The 15,928-nt window shown below is 64.2% G+C and carries 16 protein-coding genes and 1 tRNA gene; 8 read left to right on the plus strand and 9 right to left on the minus strand.

All coding sequences use genetic code 11. The features are described 5' to 3' along the window. Positions 1-43: 43 nt before the first annotated feature. From DY201_RS03160 to DY201_RS03185, 6 genes are all read left to right on the plus strand, one after another. The gene (locus tag DY201_RS03160) at positions 44-1,933 is read left to right on the plus strand and encodes an ABC transporter ATP-binding protein (RefSeq protein ID WP_115729946.1); all 1,890 of its coding nucleotides are present in this window, start codon (positions 44-46) and stop codon (positions 1,931-1,933) included. Position 1,934: 1 nt separating this feature from the next. After that, on the plus strand, positions 1,935-2,744 hold the full coding sequence (gene dapB / locus DY201_RS03165; protein ID WP_115729947.1) for a 4-hydroxy-tetrahydrodipicolinate reductase: 810 nt from the start codon (positions 1,935-1,937) through the stop codon (positions 2,742-2,744). A 39-nt stretch (positions 2,745-2,783) separates the two neighbouring features. Continuing rightward, positions 2,784-3,401 carry a 2,3-bisphosphoglycerate-dependent phosphoglycerate mutase gene (locus DY201_RS03170; protein ID WP_115729948.1) on the plus strand — a complete coding sequence of 206 codons (618 nt, stop codon included), beginning with the start codon at positions 2,784-2,786 and terminating at the stop codon, positions 3,399-3,401. A gap of 236 nt (positions 3,402-3,637) precedes the next feature. Continuing rightward, positions 3,638-3,722 (plus strand) — tRNA-Leu (locus DY201_RS03175). A 287-nt stretch (positions 3,723-4,009) separates the two neighbouring features. After that, positions 4,010-4,501, plus strand: coding sequence for a YbjN domain-containing protein (locus tag DY201_RS03180; protein WP_165916058.1), 492 nt, complete (start codon positions 4,010-4,012; stop codon positions 4,499-4,501). 269 nt (positions 4,502-4,770) lie between these two features. Next, entirely contained in the window at positions 4,771-5,631 is an 861-nt protein-coding gene (locus tag DY201_RS03185) for an outer membrane beta-barrel protein (protein ID WP_115729950.1), read from the plus strand. Between the two features lie 68 nt (positions 5,632-5,699). Here DY201_RS03185 and DY201_RS03190 read toward each other — a convergent pair whose 3' ends face one another. Next, a complete protein-coding gene (locus tag DY201_RS03190; RefSeq protein WP_115729951.1) occupies positions 5,700-6,074 on the minus strand; it encodes an SPW repeat domain-containing protein in 375 nt (124 codons plus the stop codon). Positions 6,075-6,305: 231 nt separating this feature from the next. Between DY201_RS03190 and DY201_RS03195 the strand changes: the two genes are divergently transcribed. Further along, positions 6,306-7,898 (plus strand): alkaline phosphatase family protein, encoded by a 1,593-nt coding sequence (locus tag DY201_RS03195; RefSeq protein ID WP_165916057.1) that lies wholly within the window; start codon positions 6,306-6,308, stop codon positions 7,896-7,898. Here the strand turns inward: DY201_RS03195 and DY201_RS03200 are convergent. Together DY201_RS03200 and DY201_RS03205 are read right to left on the minus strand one after the other, a co-directional pair. Then, the gene (locus DY201_RS03200) at positions 7,882-8,778 is read right to left on the minus strand and encodes a glycosyltransferase family 2 protein (protein ID WP_165916056.1); all 897 of its coding nucleotides are present in this window, start codon (positions 8,776-8,778) and stop codon (positions 7,882-7,884) included. The two genes, DY201_RS03195 and DY201_RS03200, sit on opposite strands and share 17 nt — an antisense overlap. A 114-nt stretch (positions 8,779-8,892) precedes the next feature. Beyond that, positions 8,893-9,078, minus strand: a complete 186-nt coding sequence (locus tag DY201_RS03205; protein ID WP_115729954.1) for a hypothetical protein — start codon at positions 9,076-9,078, stop codon at positions 8,893-8,895. Positions 9,079-9,386: 308 nt separating this feature from the next. On the opposite strand from DY201_RS03205, the gene DY201_RS03210 reads away from it, so the two are divergent. Further along, complete coding sequence (locus DY201_RS03210) at positions 9,387-9,743, plus strand: septal ring lytic transglycosylase RlpA family protein (RefSeq protein ID WP_115729955.1); 357 nt, start codon at positions 9,387-9,389, stop codon at positions 9,741-9,743. Positions 9,744-9,754: 11 nt separating this feature from the next. Here the strand turns inward: DY201_RS03210 and DY201_RS03215 are convergent, their stop codons facing one another. From DY201_RS03215 to DY201_RS03240, 6 genes are all read right to left on the minus strand, one after another. Beyond that, entirely contained in the window at positions 9,755-10,819 is a 1,065-nt protein-coding gene (locus tag DY201_RS03215; RefSeq protein ID WP_115729956.1) for a D-alanine--D-alanine ligase family protein, read from the minus strand. A gap of 166 nt (positions 10,820-10,985) precedes the next feature. Continuing rightward, positions 10,986-11,855: an SMP-30/gluconolactonase/LRE family protein gene (locus DY201_RS03220; RefSeq protein WP_115729957.1), complete on the minus strand. Its 870-nt coding sequence runs from the start codon at positions 11,853-11,855 to the stop codon at positions 10,986-10,988. Position 11,856: 1 nt separating this feature from the next. Next, positions 11,857-12,492 carry a 2-dehydro-3-deoxy-6-phosphogalactonate aldolase gene (locus DY201_RS03225; RefSeq protein ID WP_115729958.1) on the minus strand — a complete coding sequence of 212 codons (636 nt, stop codon included), beginning with the start codon at positions 12,490-12,492 and terminating at the stop codon, positions 11,857-11,859. After that, a complete protein-coding gene (locus tag DY201_RS03230) occupies positions 12,489-13,430 on the minus strand; it encodes a 2-dehydro-3-deoxygalactonokinase (protein WP_115729959.1) in 942 nt (313 codons plus the stop codon). Before DY201_RS03230 ends, DY201_RS03225 begins: the two co-directional genes overlap by 4 nt. After that, positions 13,427-14,194: an SDR family NAD(P)-dependent oxidoreductase gene (locus DY201_RS03235; RefSeq protein ID WP_115729960.1), complete on the minus strand. Its 768-nt coding sequence runs from the start codon at positions 14,192-14,194 to the stop codon at positions 13,427-13,429. Before DY201_RS03235 ends, DY201_RS03230 begins: the two co-directional genes overlap by 4 nt. A gap of 193 nt (positions 14,195-14,387) precedes the next feature. Beyond that, a complete protein-coding gene (locus tag DY201_RS03240; protein WP_115729961.1) occupies positions 14,388-15,731 on the minus strand; it encodes a putative bifunctional diguanylate cyclase/phosphodiesterase in 1,344 nt (447 codons plus the stop codon). Positions 15,732-15,928: the final 197 nt, after the last annotated feature.

Here is a 15,928-nt window from a genome sequence, read left to right on the forward strand (position 1 = left end):
GCACTGCGGCAAATGGCGGTTTCCCCTCGCGGCATCATGCTTTATGAGGGGCGCAGTTTCCGAAAGTAGCGACAGGACTGCCTGTTTGACCATCGACCACAACCAGACGCCGAACTCCAGGCGCAGCGAGATCGTCGGCGTCATCAAGCGTATCGTCGCCGAGAACGGCCGCGACTACGTCTGGAACTACACCTTCGCGGCGATCTTCCTGCTCACCATCTCTGGCACGACGGGCTTTCTCGCCTGGGTCATGCGCGACGTCGTCAATCTCGTGTTCTACGAACGGCGCGCCGACCTGATCCTGCTGATCAGCCTGTCGATCTTCGCAGCCTTCGTCATCCGCGGCCTGTCGACCTATGGGCAGGCGGTCGTGCTCGCCAAGGTCGGCAACAATCTCATCGCCCGCTATCAGCGTCGTATCTTCGACCACCTGATGAGCCTCGGCATGGACTTCTTCTCGTCGCAGCGCTCGGCGCAGCTGATTGCCCAGGTCAACCAGAACGTCGCTGGCGTGCGCGACCTGCTCAACATCCTGGTCACCTCGATCGCCCGCGACGCCGTTTCGCTCGTCGTGCTCGTCGGCGTGATGATCTACCAGGACCCGATGCTGTCGCTGCTGGTCCTTTTGATCGGCCCGCCTCTGGTCTTTGCGGTCAACTACCTGATGCGCCGGCTGCGCCGCCTCAACCGCGATGCCGTCCTCGTCGGCGCCCGCCTGTTCGGCTCGATGCAGGAAACCGTCCAGGGCATGGCCATCGTCAAGGCCTTCACCATGGAGGACCAGCTTGCCAGGCGCATGGACGGGCTGATCGGCGACGTCGAGGCGCGATCAAACAAGATCGCCAGGGTATCGGAGCGGCTTTCGCCAATTACCGAGATGCTCGGCGGCGCGATCTTCGCCGGTATCATCGGCTATGCCGGCTACCGCTCCGCCGTCGAGGGACAGCCGCCCGGCAACGTCATCTCGTTCATCTTCTCGTTCATCCTCGCCTATGATCCGGCACGCCGCCTTGCCCGCACCCAGGTCGGGCTCGAGGCCGCGCTGGTCAATGCCCGCATGCTCTACGAGATCCTCGACACGCCGCCGCGCCAGGAAGACAGCGAGGACGCCAGGGCGATCGCTGTCGGCCGGGGCGAAATCCGCTTTGACAACGTCTCCTTCGGCTATGGCGACGACATGCCCGTGCTGCGCGAGCTGAGCTTCACCGCGGCCGGCGGCAAAACCACGGCCATCGTCGGAGCCTCGGGGGCCGGCAAGTCGACGCTGATCGCGCTACTTCAGCGCTTCTACGATCTCGACGGCGGCCGCATCGTCATCGACGGCCAGGACATATCAGGTGTCACCAAGCGCTCGCTGCGCCAGTCCATCGCCTATGTCTCGCAGCACCCCTATCTGTTCGAAGGCACCATCGCCGACAACATCCGCTACGGCCGCCCCGACGCCACCGATGCAGAGATCCGCGACGCGGCCAGGCAGGCCTTCGCCGACAACTTCATCCTCGACCAGCCGGAAGGCTACGACACGCCGGTCGGCGAGAGCGGCTCGACATTGTCGGGCGGCCAGCGTCAGCGCGTCTCCATTGCCCGCGCCCTGGTGCGCAATGCTCCGATCCTTTTGCTCGACGAGGCGACCTCGGCGCTCGACAACGAGTCCGAGGCGCGTGTCCAGCAGGCGCTGGCCACCGCTACGCAAGGGCGCACCACCATCGTCATCGCCCACCGCCTCTCCACGGTCATAAATGCCGACCATATCGTCGTGCTCGACGCAGGCCGGCTGATCGAGCAAGGCACCCATGCCGCGCTGATGGCCGACCCCAACGGCGTCTATGCGCGCTTCCACAATCTGCATGACGAAGCCGCGCTTGGACTGGTGGACGATACCGCCGAGACTGCAATGATAGAGCGGCAGCGCGTGCTGCCTCAGGGAGCCTGATATGAGCGAGATGGGTCTTGTCGTCGTCGGCGCCGCCGGACGGATGGGGCAGGTGCTGTTGCGCACCGTGCACGGCATGGCAGGCGTGCGTGTCGTCGGCGCCGTCGAACGGGCCGGCTCGCCGCATCTCGGCAAGGATGCCGGCGAACTTGCCGGCATAGGCATCATCAACGTGCCCATTTCTGACGATCCGCTGTCCGCCTTCGCCAAGGCCGACGGCGTGCTCGACTTTACCGCACCGGCGGCGACGATCGAATTCGCCGGCTATGCCGCGCAGGCGCGCATTGCCCATGTTATCGGCACGACCGGCTGCTCAGTCGACGACGACACCAAGATCGCCGCTGCAGCGCGCCATGCCACCATCGTCAAGTCGGGCAATATGAGCCTCGGGGTCAATCTGTTGTCGGTGCTGGTCGAGAAGGCCGCCCAAGCGCTGGGACCCGATGATTTCGACATCGAGATCGTCGAGATGCACCACCGCCACAAGGTCGACGCACCGTCAGGCACGGCACTGCTGCTCGGCGAGGCCGCCGCCGAGGGCCGCAAGATCGCACTTGCCGAGAAGAGCGTGCGCGTCCGCGACGGTCACACCGGCGTGCGCGAGACCGGCACGATCGGATTTGCCGCCTTGCGCGGCGGCTCGGTGGTCGGCGAGCACTCTGTCATCCTCGCCGGCACCGGCGAGCGCATCGTCATGTCGCATCTCGCCGAAGACCGCACCATCTTTGCCCGCGGCGCCGTCAAAGCGGCTTTGTGGGCGCACGGACGCAAGCCCGGCCTCTATTCCATGCGCGACGTGCTCGGTCTCTAACCAAATCCGCCACTACAGTCCTCACCCAAGGGAGCAAAAATGTCCGGTACTCTCGTGCTCGTCCGCCATGGCCAGAGCGAATGGAACCTCAAGAACCTGTTCACCGGCTGGCGCGATCCCGGCCTGACCGAGCAAGGCCACGCCGAGGCCAAGTCCGCCGGCGAGAAGCTCAAGGCGCGCGGCCTCAAGTTCGACATCGCCTTCACCTCGGCGCTGGCGCGCGCCCAGACCACCTGCCAGCATATCCTCGACGCGCTCGGCCAGAGCGATCTCCAGACCATCCGCAATGCCGCGCTCAACGAGCGCGACTATGGCGACCTCAACGGCCTCAACAAAGACGACGCCCGCGCCAAGTGGGGCGAGGAGCAGGTCCATATTTGGCGCCGCTCCTACGACACCCCACCGCCCGGCGGCGAGAGCCTGAAGGACACCGGTGCGCGCGTGTGGCCCTACTATTTGCACGACATGCAGAAGCATGTGCTCTCCGGCGGCACCGTGCTGGTCGCAGCCCACGGCAACTCGCTGCGCGCGCTGATCATGGCGCTCGACGGTATTTCGGGGCCTGACATCGTCAAGCTCGAACTCGGAACCGGCGTGCCGATCGTCTACAAGCTCAACGCCGATTCGACCGTCGCTTCCAAGGACGTGCTGGCCTGAGTCGCGATGGCGTCGGCCGTCCAACGGGACGCGCAAAGGACGGCGTAGATTTTTGAACGTATTCGGGAGCCGTGCATACGCGGCTCCCGACCCTTCGCCGGCTTCGAAAGCCAGTCGGCCCCTGCGTCAGCCTCATCACCCGAATGCGACATTTGCGGCCTGCCGCAGCATTCCTCGGCAAAAGCAGAAAAAGCGCGTTGACACAGTCGCTTCGCCCGCTTACATCACCGCCACCAGCCCAGATGGCGGAATTGGTAGACGCGCACGGTTCAGGTCCGTGTGCCGCGAGGCGTGGAGGTTCGAGTCCTCTTCTGGGCACCAGTTTCCTGTCTTAGACAGCTTCAACTGTCTGAAGACATTCAAGAAGCCCGGTTCGCCGGGCTTTTTTGTTGCCCGGATTTCCGGCCCGTTTCGAGCCACACCACGTCGCCCGGCGTCGCGGCCCGAACCGCCTCCTGGCAAGGCGCCGGTGGCACACACGCCAGTTTGCCTCATCGTCGCAGCAGCCCTCGCTCATCGCTCAAACGGTCAGCTTTCCGCTGGCCCATGGTCGATGGTAATATCAGGTTGTGCTAATATTACTGCACAACCTACCGAGGAGTATGCCGATGCTGCGCCAAGTCCTTCTTGCCACTGCACTGGCCCTTGCTGCCGGTACCGCAGCAAAGGCGGAAGACAAGCCATCGGTAGCGCCGGCCGTCGTCGACGGCATTACCGTCGCCGAGTTCGGAGACATCATGACCAAGGCCGGATACCAGGCCAAGGTCGGCGTCGACAGCGACAACCTGCCGGTCATCGATTCCAAGGCCTCGGGCATGAACTTCTGGGTCTATTTCTACAACTGCGAGGGTGGCGAGCCGCAGAAGTGCCGACGCGTGCAATTCCAGAGCAGCTTCAAGACCGACAAGGCGATGCAGGACAAGGCGCTCGAATGGAACAACAAGAAGGTCGCCGGCCGCGCCTCCAACGACAAGGACAATACCTATTTCGACTACCTGATCGACTGTGGCGGCGGCGTTACGTCGACAAACCTGTCGCAAAACCTTGAGCGCTTCGACACGCTGATGGCCGAGTTCACCACCTATATCGGCTGGCGCTGAGCCACACACCCGAGGAAGCCCAAGGCGGATGCGATGCGCCCAGAAATCAGCGCTTGAGCGCACCGTAAACAAACTGCGGCAAAAATGCCACACGAAGACATAGCTTCCAGAGTTTTATGAAAGTCCTACTCTGGCCCATTGCTATTGGGATGCCGATAATTTCTCAGTTTGAGAATATTTGAACTATAAAATTTTTAAGCGAACGCCGGGGTGGCACAGTGAAATCTAGAAATCATCTTGGCGCGGCCAGCGCCATCGTTCTCCTTTGCATGTCATCGGCTGTTGTCGCGGGTGAACAGGATTCCGATCAGCAGGCCATCGGCTACCGCATCGGCCTCGCCTTCGCCGGTGTCCACAACACGCTGGGCGGTCTCGGGATAGAATCGTCCACCGGCGTGAGAGACGCAGACACCCGGCCTACCGTGATGTTTGACGGCACATTGGGCTACGACTTCGCACCCAACTGGGGAATTCAGGGTGACCTGCATGCTGCGGCCCTGGGTCGGCCGGACGTCCGCGACGGCGACAGGACCAATGCTTATGGTCACGGCGCCGTCCACCTCTACCATCGCACGGACAACTTTCTCGTCGGCGCCCTGGGTGGCCTTGGCATTCACAACGATCGCGGCGACTCCAACACCGAGATGAACTATTGGTTCGTCGGCGCCGAAGGCAAGATGCTGACCGGCTGGGGCTCGGTCTTCGCCCAGGCGGGCTACCTGGATTCTTACGACAAGTACGCCGAAGGTACGCATGAGGCGCCTTTCGCCCGACTTGGCATCAACTATTTCCTCGACGACGACTGGTCGGTGAAGCTGGACGCCGGCTATGCTGGCGGCAAGAAGTGGGATGTAGGCCTTCCCAACCGGATTTTCGACTTCAACGCGGAGAGCGAAATCCGCCCGGAAACCTGGCCGGTATCATTGTTCGCCCGTTATGAATTCACCCAGCTTTCCTACCATGCGTTCGATAACGACCAGGACCGCTACGGCGAGAACTTCCATACCGTCATGGTCGGGCTGAAGTTCCGCTCCGGCACGACACTGCGCGAAGCCGATCGCGCGCCGGGATCGCTCGACCTGCCATCCCTGGGCAAATGGGTCGCCTTCAACGCCAACGAGGTCGAGTAAGCCGGCAAGCTGCGATAAACACAAAAAGGGCGCCGAACCGCGCCCTTTTCTTTGATGCCGTTTTGCCACTACGCCTCGAGGCTGCGGTTGCGATCCTGCCAGAGTTCAAGGGCTGCCAGCACCGCCACTGCGATACCGAGGCCGATGTGCCAGCTGCGCAGCGCGCCGCCATATTCTAAGACAAACGGCTGCACCACCATCCAGACGCCACCGAACAGCAACAGGATTTCCTCCCAGCGCCGCAGGAAGATCTGTTCCAGTCCGGACAGCACAACGATCGTCGCGCCTACGAGCGCGGTAACCGCCATCATTGTCGGCATGTCGGTGACGCCGAACCACATCGGCGACACGATGATCGCAGCGCCGAGGATCATCGACACGATGTCCTCCCAGCGCCGATGCCGGGTGAGCCCCAGGGGCTCCATTACATTAAGCGTTGCCATGACGAAAATCCTCTTTGGCTACGTTCGAGTTAAGCTCGAGCGCCCGTGAGGACTATGTGCGTGCTAGTCGAACTCCTCAGTCGGGCGTTCTCGCACTGGGAATATTATCTCAGAAATCAGCAAGAAATTCAATCAACAGCCAGCGTCGCAGCCCGCCGCACCCTATCGGGGCATTGTCGCCCTTGGCTTGCCGGGCAATACTGGTCGCGGGGAATTTCGATCGGAGGGGAAATGCCGCGCGTCATCGCCATTGGACTGGACGGGATGGACTTCGACCTTGTCGAGCAAATGATCGACGAGGGACGCCTGCCCAACCTCGACCGGCTGCGCCGGAACGGCATCGGCCTGAAGCTCGATCATGGGCGCGACAAGCTGTCGGGCCTGGCGTGGGAGCACGTCGCAACCGGGCTTGCGCCATCCGATGGCGGCCGCTGGTCGGCAGTGCGTTACGATCCGGCCACATATGACGTTCTCCAGGAAGAGGCCACAACGCCTTCCTACCTGCCAGCCATCGGCCGAACTGTGGTGGCTTTCGACCTGCCCTATTGCCGGTTGGAAGACGGTGAAAATGTCCTCGGCCTCGCCGCCTGGGGGGCGCATGATCCCGGCGTCGAAGCACATTCCAATCCGCCTGGTCTCGCCGCCGAAATCGCCGGCAAGTTCGGCCCCTACCCTGCTCCGGAATGGATCTACGGCTTCTGCTGGCCTTCCGTCACCAAGACACAGGCGGCAGCCGCCGCCCTGATCGCGGCAGTCGAGAGGCGTCGCGAGATCGCGCTGTGGCTGCTGCGCGAGCGGCTGCCCAACTGGGATCTGGCGATTGTCGTTCCCTCCGAGGCACACTCCGGCAGCGAGCCGTTCTGGCACGGCATCGATACCGGGCATCCGCTCCATCAACACGCCTCCGCAGCGCCGGCAAGACAAGGGATGTTAGGTATCTACGAGGCGCTCGACCAACTGGTCGGCGAACTCGCCGAGGCTTTCCCCGACGCGACGGTGCTGGCCTTTTCCATGCATGGCATGGGTATGAACGAGGGCGACGTCCCTGCGATGGCGCTGTTGCCCGAGTTGCTCTACCGCCGCAGTTTCGGCAAATCCTACATGCGTGACTTCACGCCAGCTGCGCGCCTTGCCGACGGCACGCCGCTGCTCGGTGAGGATGAGGGCTGGGAGCGGACGCTGCGCACGCTCGTCCCATGGCCCGACAGGCCCGGTCCCCTTGCCCGCGTACTGGTCAAGGCAGGCTTTGGACGGCGGCGCGACGCCGAAACGCTTCGCCGCCAGCGGGAGCCTCGCGGCATCGGCTGGATGCCCGCGACGCGCTATCGCGCCTTCTGGCCGAAGATGGACGCCTTTGCCATTCCAGCCTTCTACGACGGCCAGATTCGCGTAAACCTGCGTGGTCGGGAAGCTTTTGGAACCGTCAGCCTCGAACGCTACGATGGACTCCTCCAAGAGCTCGAATTGCTGCTGTCACAGTGCCGTGATCCGCTGAGCGGCGAACCGGCCGTGCGCGAAACCTTCCGGGCCGGCAAGCCAGCGTTGGAAATCGGGCCGCATGAGGCCGATCTCTATGTCCTTTTCCGGAAGGGCCTCCTCGGCATGATGCATGAACGGCTGGGTACCGTCGGCCCACTGCCCTGGCGCCGCACGGGCGGCCATACCGGCGACTGGGGATTCGTTTTCGGCGCTGGCCCTGGCCTCGAATCCGGCCGCTCCGGCGTCACCAGTTCCTTTGACGTCGTGCCGACGATCCTGGATCTGCTGGGCGTATCCTCGCAACTGGCCCCTAGCGGACGGACGCTGCTCAAAGATCCGGTCTGACGCCGGCCTTTCCTGCCAACTGCGCCGCCTTGACGAACAGCGCCAGCCATTCCCGGGGCGGGGCCGTTGTCCTCGCCTGCCGATAGCGGCGAAATGCTCTGCCGGCCTTGAGCCGTCCCCACAGCGGCGTCGGGGGCCCGGCCATGCGCTGTTTTGCATCGACGTGGAAGTAGCCCCAGAGCCACGCCTCGGTCTGTCGCTCCGGCCCGATCAGATGGTCGACGATCGCCTCGGGAACCCAGCGCCCGTGATGGCCCGCGGCAAGTGCTGCGCGCATGACCGCGATCTCCTCGCCGCCCGCGAACGGATTGCTCGGCCGCCGGCCGAGCTCGGGGTCGAAGCGAAAGCGGCGCTGGACCTCGGCGACCATGGCATAGTTGGCCCCGAAGGGAAGATCCGCATCGACGTTGGCAAAGACGTCGGCGGCGGCGCGCCGCCGTGCCGCATAGGCGCCCTCTACCAAGTCCAGGCCGGACAACAGCCAGGCGGGCGGCTCCCCGTCCAGGCATGGAACGATCACGCCACCGAAGATGCTGGATCGCGGCGACGCGGCCATGGCAGCTTCATAGGCGCACAGGAAGGCAGGCCGCACCAGCGCGTCGTCGTCGAGCCAGACGATCAGCCGACCTCGTGCCTCGGCAATGGCCCGGTTGCGGGCGTGGGACAGCCCGCCTTGCGGCTCCGCGACCACGACCACCGGAAGCCGGTCGGCAAAACGCTCCGCCACCGGCACAGTGTCGTCGCCGCAATCATTGGCGACGACCAGGATTTCAAAGCTTGAGCTCGGCCTTTCGGCCGCGACGAGTGCGGCAAGGCATCGTGCGAGCAGCGGCGCCCGGTTGCGGGTGCAGATCGCGATCGTCAAGCCGAGTTCGGTCAATTGCCCCTCATCCCCAACGATCGACTGGACCGGCCTTGCGGGGACGTCCTTGGCGGCTCTGCATCCAGACGCTAATATTTGCAGCGTTTGCTGGCTTCGATGCAACCACTCGTTTTACCTGCGGGGGCGCCTGCCCCACAAAAACGCGGCACAACCGGCCAACACGGTCGCGATGCCGATCCAGAACCATTCCGAGCGCCCGGTCATGAAGCTGCCGCCGATCAGCCCGGCGCCTTGCAGGATCCAGACGATACCTATGACGATCGCGAGCGCCGGAACGATTGTTTGAAATAACTTCATCTCAACAAAGCCTCCATGTTGATTATCTTCACCACGTCCGCCTGCTTCTTGATATTTCTATACGTCTGAAAGTATCATCAAGAAGTCTCGCATCGGTAGCGATTCTCACGACTCACCGATGATCTCGACAGCCGCTCCGCAAATATGAAGATATTCCTTCTTCGTGGCCCGAGCATGCCTGACAAACTGTTACTTTGAGACTCCAAACGTGTGCGCTCGCCTCGGAACTGCCCGATGCTTGCCGCATTCGCTGCCATATTTCGGGTGAAACCGCTCCGTGTGTTTATCAACAGAGCGTTAACCAGAAGATGAAGAACCGCGCCAAGCCCGCGATCGCGGCGGCCACCATCGCCGCCGGCATGATGATAGCCTTCACCGGCACCGCCTCAGCCCAGTGTGGCAAGGCTTCCTGGTACGCATTGACCTCGAAGACCGCTTCGGGCGAACGCATGAACCCATCGGCCATGACCGCGGCGCACCGCTCGCTTCCCTTCGGCACCAAGATCCGCGTGACGAACCAGAAGAACGGCAAGAGCGTCGTCGTTCGCATCAACGATCGCGGCCCGTTCATCAAGGGACGCGTGCTCGACCTGTCCAAGGGCGCCGCCCAGCAGATCGGCTTCATCAGATCAGGACATACGTCCGTCTGCATGCAGCGCACCTGACGCTTTCGCCACTAAGCCCTCCAGCCGACGCGCCGCGCCGCCGTCTCGGCCATCGCCTCGACGAGGCTGAGCCGCCATTCGGCCCGGCAATAGGCACGGAAATCGAAGCAGGGCAGGCCCGGGCAGACCTCGAATTCGATGAGGTGCACGGTGTCGTCGGCCTCGACGCGGAAGTCGAGCGAAAAGACGTCTCTCAGGCCAAGCCCTGCCATCAGACTGCCCGCGATTCGCCTGATCCTCTCCGCCGCACGCGGCTGCAGCGACGCCACCTGCACCAGCTCCGGCTCGGCATACTGGCCCGCCTCCCTGGCCGCGGTGCCGGTGTCGCCATACAGCGCCATGCTGTCGGCCATGGTCTGGAAATCGCCGCCTGAATCGACAAAGACGATGCCGAGCGCCTCTGGCCCGACCTTGGGATCGACCGCCAGGAAGCTCGCCCGCACGTTGCGGCCGGCGGCATAGGGCTGGACGACGACGTCGTCGCGATACGCATCGAAAACCCGGCGCCCGAGCGCCAGCGCCTCCGCAGCCTTGTCGATGCGCGAATCCTCCCAAATGCCGATTTTGGCGCCGAGCCGGTTCGGCTTGACGAAATAACCCGAAGAAGACGCCGGCGGCGCGACCAGCCATTCGCCGCCGCGTAAAAGGCCCGCCGCCGGCACCGGCAGGCCTAGTGCCGAAAGCACCGCACCTGCCCGGAACTTGTCCTGGCACAGCGCAAACAGACTGTCGTCGGCACCGATGGTCCTCAAGCCGTTGAGTCGGGCAAGTGCAGGCGACGCGCCGCCGCGGAAATAGGCGATGCCGTCGGTCAGCGTCCACACCAGGCTGGTGGAACGGTCCGCGGATGCCAGCACCGTGGCCGCGTCGTCCAGCACGACGGCGCGGAAGTCGAGGCCGCGCTCGGTGCACGCATCGGCGAGGGCGCAGAACTCTGGATCCATGTCGGTCGACTGAGCCAGATAGGACGAAATCTCCATCCCCGCCTGGCGCGAGAAACCGTCGGCCAGCAAGTGCTCTAAACAGGCGCGCTCCGGCTCGTGGACGAGAATGAGCGTCGGTCTTTGTCCGGCCATCGGGCACGTTTCCTGCTGTCATGCAGACGAAGCCAAGCGCCGCGCCTGATGCAGACAATGGCATCCGGGATGCCCCGGACTTGCCGGAAAACCGACCTGTTGCCATCGTCCCGGCGACAGCGGCACGCCGGCTGGAAGACCGCAGAACCAATTTGCAAACGAGCCCTCAGATCAGGACGTTCGGCTCGTGCCGGCCGTTGACCTCGATGTCGAGCAGGAAGGTCTTGCCGGCATGCGGGTCGACCCGGCGCGCCTTGGCGCTCATGCCTTCGGCGGCCGACGTCACCACCATCCGGTCGGCCGCAGCCCCCACGAAGGCCGGGCACGACGTCTGCACCGCTGGCACCGGCACGCTGCGCAGCAGCCTGCCGTCGGGCGCATAGGCGTCGACACGGCCGCCACCCCAGCTGGCGTTCCACAACACGCCGTCGCGGTCGACCACCGAGCCGTCGATGTCGCCCCTGCCGCCGCGACGATCGACGAAGAGTTTCGGTTCACCGAGCGGCAGGCCACTGTCGGCATCGCAGTCGAGGCGGTAAAGCAGGTTGACCGCCGTATCGGTGTAGTAGGCAGTCTTGCCGTCGGGGCTGAAGCAGATCGAGTTGGGAATGCTGATTGCCGGATAAAGCAGCCTGAGTTCGCCACGGAAGAACCAGTAGATGGCACCGGCACCCGCCTCGGCCTTCTTGCCCATGGTGCCGAACCACAGTGCGCCGCATGGGTGCACGCGCGCATCGTTCGAGCGCGTGCCGGCATTGGCGGCTTCGACCGACATATGCAGCATGAGCTTGCCGGTCGTAGCGTCGCGGACATGCAGGCCGGTTTCGGTCAGCAGCAGCTGGCGCTCGCCGTCGATCGTGGCAATGGCGCTTGCCATCTCGCTCAGTTGGTGAATACGCGTCTGGCCGCGGGAAAGTTTCTTCTCCAGCATGCGGCTCGCCAGGATATCGAACCAGTAGAGCGTGTCGGTTGCGGGGTCGTAGGTCGGGCCTTCGCCGAGCTCGCAGGCCTCGTCGGACAGGATGGTGGCGGCCATGTCAGGCGTCCCTGCCGATGGCATCCCAGCCGGCTACGGCCGCCCGGGCGCGCATGCCGACCTCGGCGGCGCTCATGCCCGGCTTGTAGAGGCTGGATCCCAGCCCGAACAATTGCACACCGACCTTGGCATAGGCTGCGAAATCGAGCTCCGAAACACCGCCGACGACGCCGACCTGCGTCTCCTTCGGCAGCACGGCGCGGATCGCCGAAATGCCGCCCGGTCCGAGCACGCTTGCCGGGAAGAATTTCAGCGCCGAGGCCCCCAGCCGCAGCGCCAGGAACGCATCGGTCGGCGTCAACACGCCAGGCATCGTCACCATCCTGTGCACGCCCGCGCGGCCCATCACCTCGGCGTCGATATTGGGACTGACCAGCAGCCGGCCACCGGCATCGTTGAGCCGGTCGACATCCTTGGCCCATACCACCGTGCCGCCGCCGACGAGTGCTGTGGGCAACGCCCTGGCCAGGATCTCGATCGAGCGGAATGGGTCGGGTGAATTGAGCGGCACCTCTATCGCCTCGATGCCGGCATCGAACACGGCCTGGCCGACATCAATCGCTTCCTCCGGCTTCAGCCCGCGCAGAATGGCGACCAGCCCGCGGCCAAGTTCAGGGAACGGTGCAGTCACACTCATTCGGTCACTCCTTCAGCCAGCATCCCATTGCGCCGGGCTGCGGCCACAAGGCCGGCCAACACTGCTTCATCTGCATCAGCGATCGTCACCGCGATGCCGTCGAGGCGCATCGCCTCGGCATAGAGTGCGCCCAGCGCGCCCGAGACGACGAGCAAGACAGGTGCGCTGCGTCGGCTGAAGCGCCTGAGAGCCGAGGCAATCTCGGCGCCGATCAGCAGGCCCGAAAGTGCTGCCGCCGCATCGTCCTGGCCGAGCCCCGAGAGCAGGCCCGAGGCGCGGATACCGAACAACCTTGCGCCGATGTCGCCGTCGGACAGCGCTTCCCGGCACCAGTCGCGGAACGCCTCACTGTGCGGCGACACCTTGGCCGGCTTGTCGCCGATCGAGTGGCGCAGGATCGAGTGCTGGGCCAGCACCGAAAACAATTCGCCAGTCGGCCAGGTGCCGAAGCCCTTTATGGCGCCGCCCTCGGCGGCCACCCATTTCGAATGCGTGCCTGGCATGCAGACGAGATGGCTGCCCGTTCCGATCAGGCCGGCCATGCCGGCAAGCTGGGTCTCCTCGCCGCGCATGACATCGGGCGCGCGCGGGTCGCGCTGCGCCAGTCCCGGCACGATGCGGACATCGCGGCCGGCGCCTGGAACAGGCACTGCGGCACCCAGAATATCGCCCAACGACGACGGCACGTCGACATAAGGCGCCTCGACCCAGCCCTGGCGGGCGCCGGCCATGCCGCAGACGATGGCTGGCAGATCCGTTGCAGCACCCATGTCCTGCAGCTGCCGGTCGAGCACAGTGGCAAAACCCTTGTGCTGTGCCGTGAGCAGGCCCTCGTCGCTGCGCCGCTCGTCCAGCACAGCCCCCGTGGCGTCGAGCAACCAGACGCGCAGCCGGGTCGTGCCCCAGTCGACTGCGGCTATTGTTGGCGTCGCGCTCACAAGATGCCTCCATCGACAATCAGCGTCTGGGCCGTCAGCATTTTCGAAGCATCGGAAGCCAAGAACAGCACCGGCCCGACCATGTCTTCCGGCAGCATCATGCGTTTGATGCACTGCCGCGAGATATGCGCCTTGAGCGACTTCTCGCTGACCCACAATTCACGCTGCCGCTCGGTGATGACCCAGCCCGGCGCCACCGCGTTGACCCTGATGTTGTCGGGGCCGTAGCGGCCGGCGAGCCCCTTGGTCAGACCGACGATCGCCGCCTTCGCCGCGGTATAGGCCGGCATGGCGCCGATGTTGAGCATGTAGGAGGTCGAGCTGAAATTGATGATCGAGCCACCGCCGGCCTTGATCATGCCTGACGCCACCGCCTGGATGGTGAAGAAATGCGGCCTGATGTTCACCGCCTGGTTCTCGTCCCAGCTCTCGGGAGTGACGTCGGTGACCTCATGGCGCACGTCGTTGGCGGCGTTGTTGACCAGCACCGTCACCGGGCCGTGCTCTGCCTCGGCGCGGACGACCGCCCGGCGCAGCTCTGCAATGTCGCGCAAATCGGCACGCAGATAGAGCGGCCGGTTGCCGGTCGCCTGCTCGACCTCGTCGCACAGTTCCTGGCTCGGCTTCAGGGCGATGTCGATGAAGGCGACCTTCGCCCCTTGCCGGGCAAAGGCCTCGGTCAGCGACGCACCGATGCCGGTGCCGCCACCGGTGATCAGCACCGACTGGCCCTCGAGATCAGGAAATCGTGCCGATGGCATCATGAACTTTCCCCCGCCTTACCCGCTTCCCCCAAAGCCGGACATGCCCTCCGTAATAGAGCAAGATCGCGAAAAGTGGGAACCGGTTTTCGGAAAAGATCGTGCTCCCTCACGGAAAAATCGGAGCGTTAATCCCCCGGATCTCGCGTTCGCTGCGGGCGCCGCGCGACGCCAAAGCAATGTCAGGAAATGGACGTCAAACCGCCTGGGCGAAGGTCGCGCCGCGATGGGCCTCGCGGAGATAGCCGAGCGTGGCATCGGCGTCGGCCGGACGGCCAAACAGATAGCCCTGCCCGCCGGCGCAGCCGAACTGCGTCAGCCGCTCCGCCTGCGCTTCCATCTCGATGCCCTCGGCAACGACGTCCATGCCCAGGCCCTCGCACATCGCCAGGATGGCGCGGATGATATGCTCGGACGGCCGGTCCTCGAGGATCGAGGCGACGAAGGCACGATCGATCTTGAGCTTGTCGAAGCGGAACTCGCGCAGACGCCCGAGCGACGACTGACCGGTGCCAAAATCGTCGAGCGACACGCGGATGCCAACGCGGCGCAAATCCTCGACGATCTTTTCGGCAGAAGCGGGATCGGTCATCAGGCCGGTTTCGGTGATCTCGATTTCGAGGCGACGCGGGTCGAAGCCGGTACGTTCGAGGATCGACAGGATGTGCAAGCCGGTGTTCTGGTCGACCAACTGCGACGGCGACAGGTTGAACGACAGGAACATTTCCTTCGGCCAGCTGCGCGCCGCTTCCGCAGCCTTGCGCAGCACCAGTTGCGACAGCGGGCCGATGATGCCGCGCTCTTCGGCAATCGGAATGAACACGGCAGGGGAGACGAAGCCGAGGTCGCGATCGGTCCAGCGGGCGAGTGCCTCGAAGCCGATTGTGCGGCGGCTGTTGAGATCGACGATAGGCTGGAAATGCGGCGCGACATCGCCGGCGGCAACCGCACGGCGTAGCGCCTGCTCAATGCGGGTGACGCGCTTGGCCGCCTCTTCCATCTCGCGTGTGTAGACGACGACGCGGCCGCGGCCCGAGCGCTTGGCGTGATAGAGTGCTGTCTCGGCCTTGCGCACCAGCGTCTCGGTGGTGTCGTCGCTCGAATGGTACAGCGAGCAGCCGACCGAAGCCGAAAGGCGCGCGGTGCGCTCGCCGACATCATAGGGCGCCGACAGGATTTCGATCAGCATGCGCGCTTTTTCCGCCGCTGCATCCTCGGAGAATACCAGCGGATAGAGGAATGCGAACTCGTCGGCGCCGATGCGCGCCACAGCCGAATAGCCGTCGCAAGCTGCGCGCAGGCGCATCGCCACCTGGATCAGGATGTCGTCGCCGGCGCGGTGGCCGAACAGGTCGTTGATCGGCTTGAAGCCGTCCAGATCGAGGATGCCGACGGTAAAGGGTGCCGGGTCCTCAGCGCGATCGCCGATCAGCCGTTCGACCTTGTCGAAGAACCGGCGCTGATTGCCGAGCCCGGTCAAGGCATCGGTAAAGGCCAGATCCGCCGTTTCCCTGTCCGAATGGCTGACGCCGATGGGCATGCTTTGTCTCTGTTCTGCTAATATTTGAAACTGTTCCAGCACAGTGCCAGCAAAGCGTTTAGGAATTGTATTCGATCAGCTTGCTGTCCGGATTTTGACACGGCGTCGAAACCGGTTTCAGCGACCAGCCATGGCGCCGCTGGACGTCGATCTGCGTAACCGGCCTGGTCATGCAATGAACGAGGCGCCGGGAACGA

The sequence above is a fragment of the Aminobacter aminovorans genome (genome assembly GCF_900445235.1).
Classification (GTDB): Bacteria; Pseudomonadota; Alphaproteobacteria; order Rhizobiales; family Rhizobiaceae; genus Aminobacter; species Aminobacter aminovorans.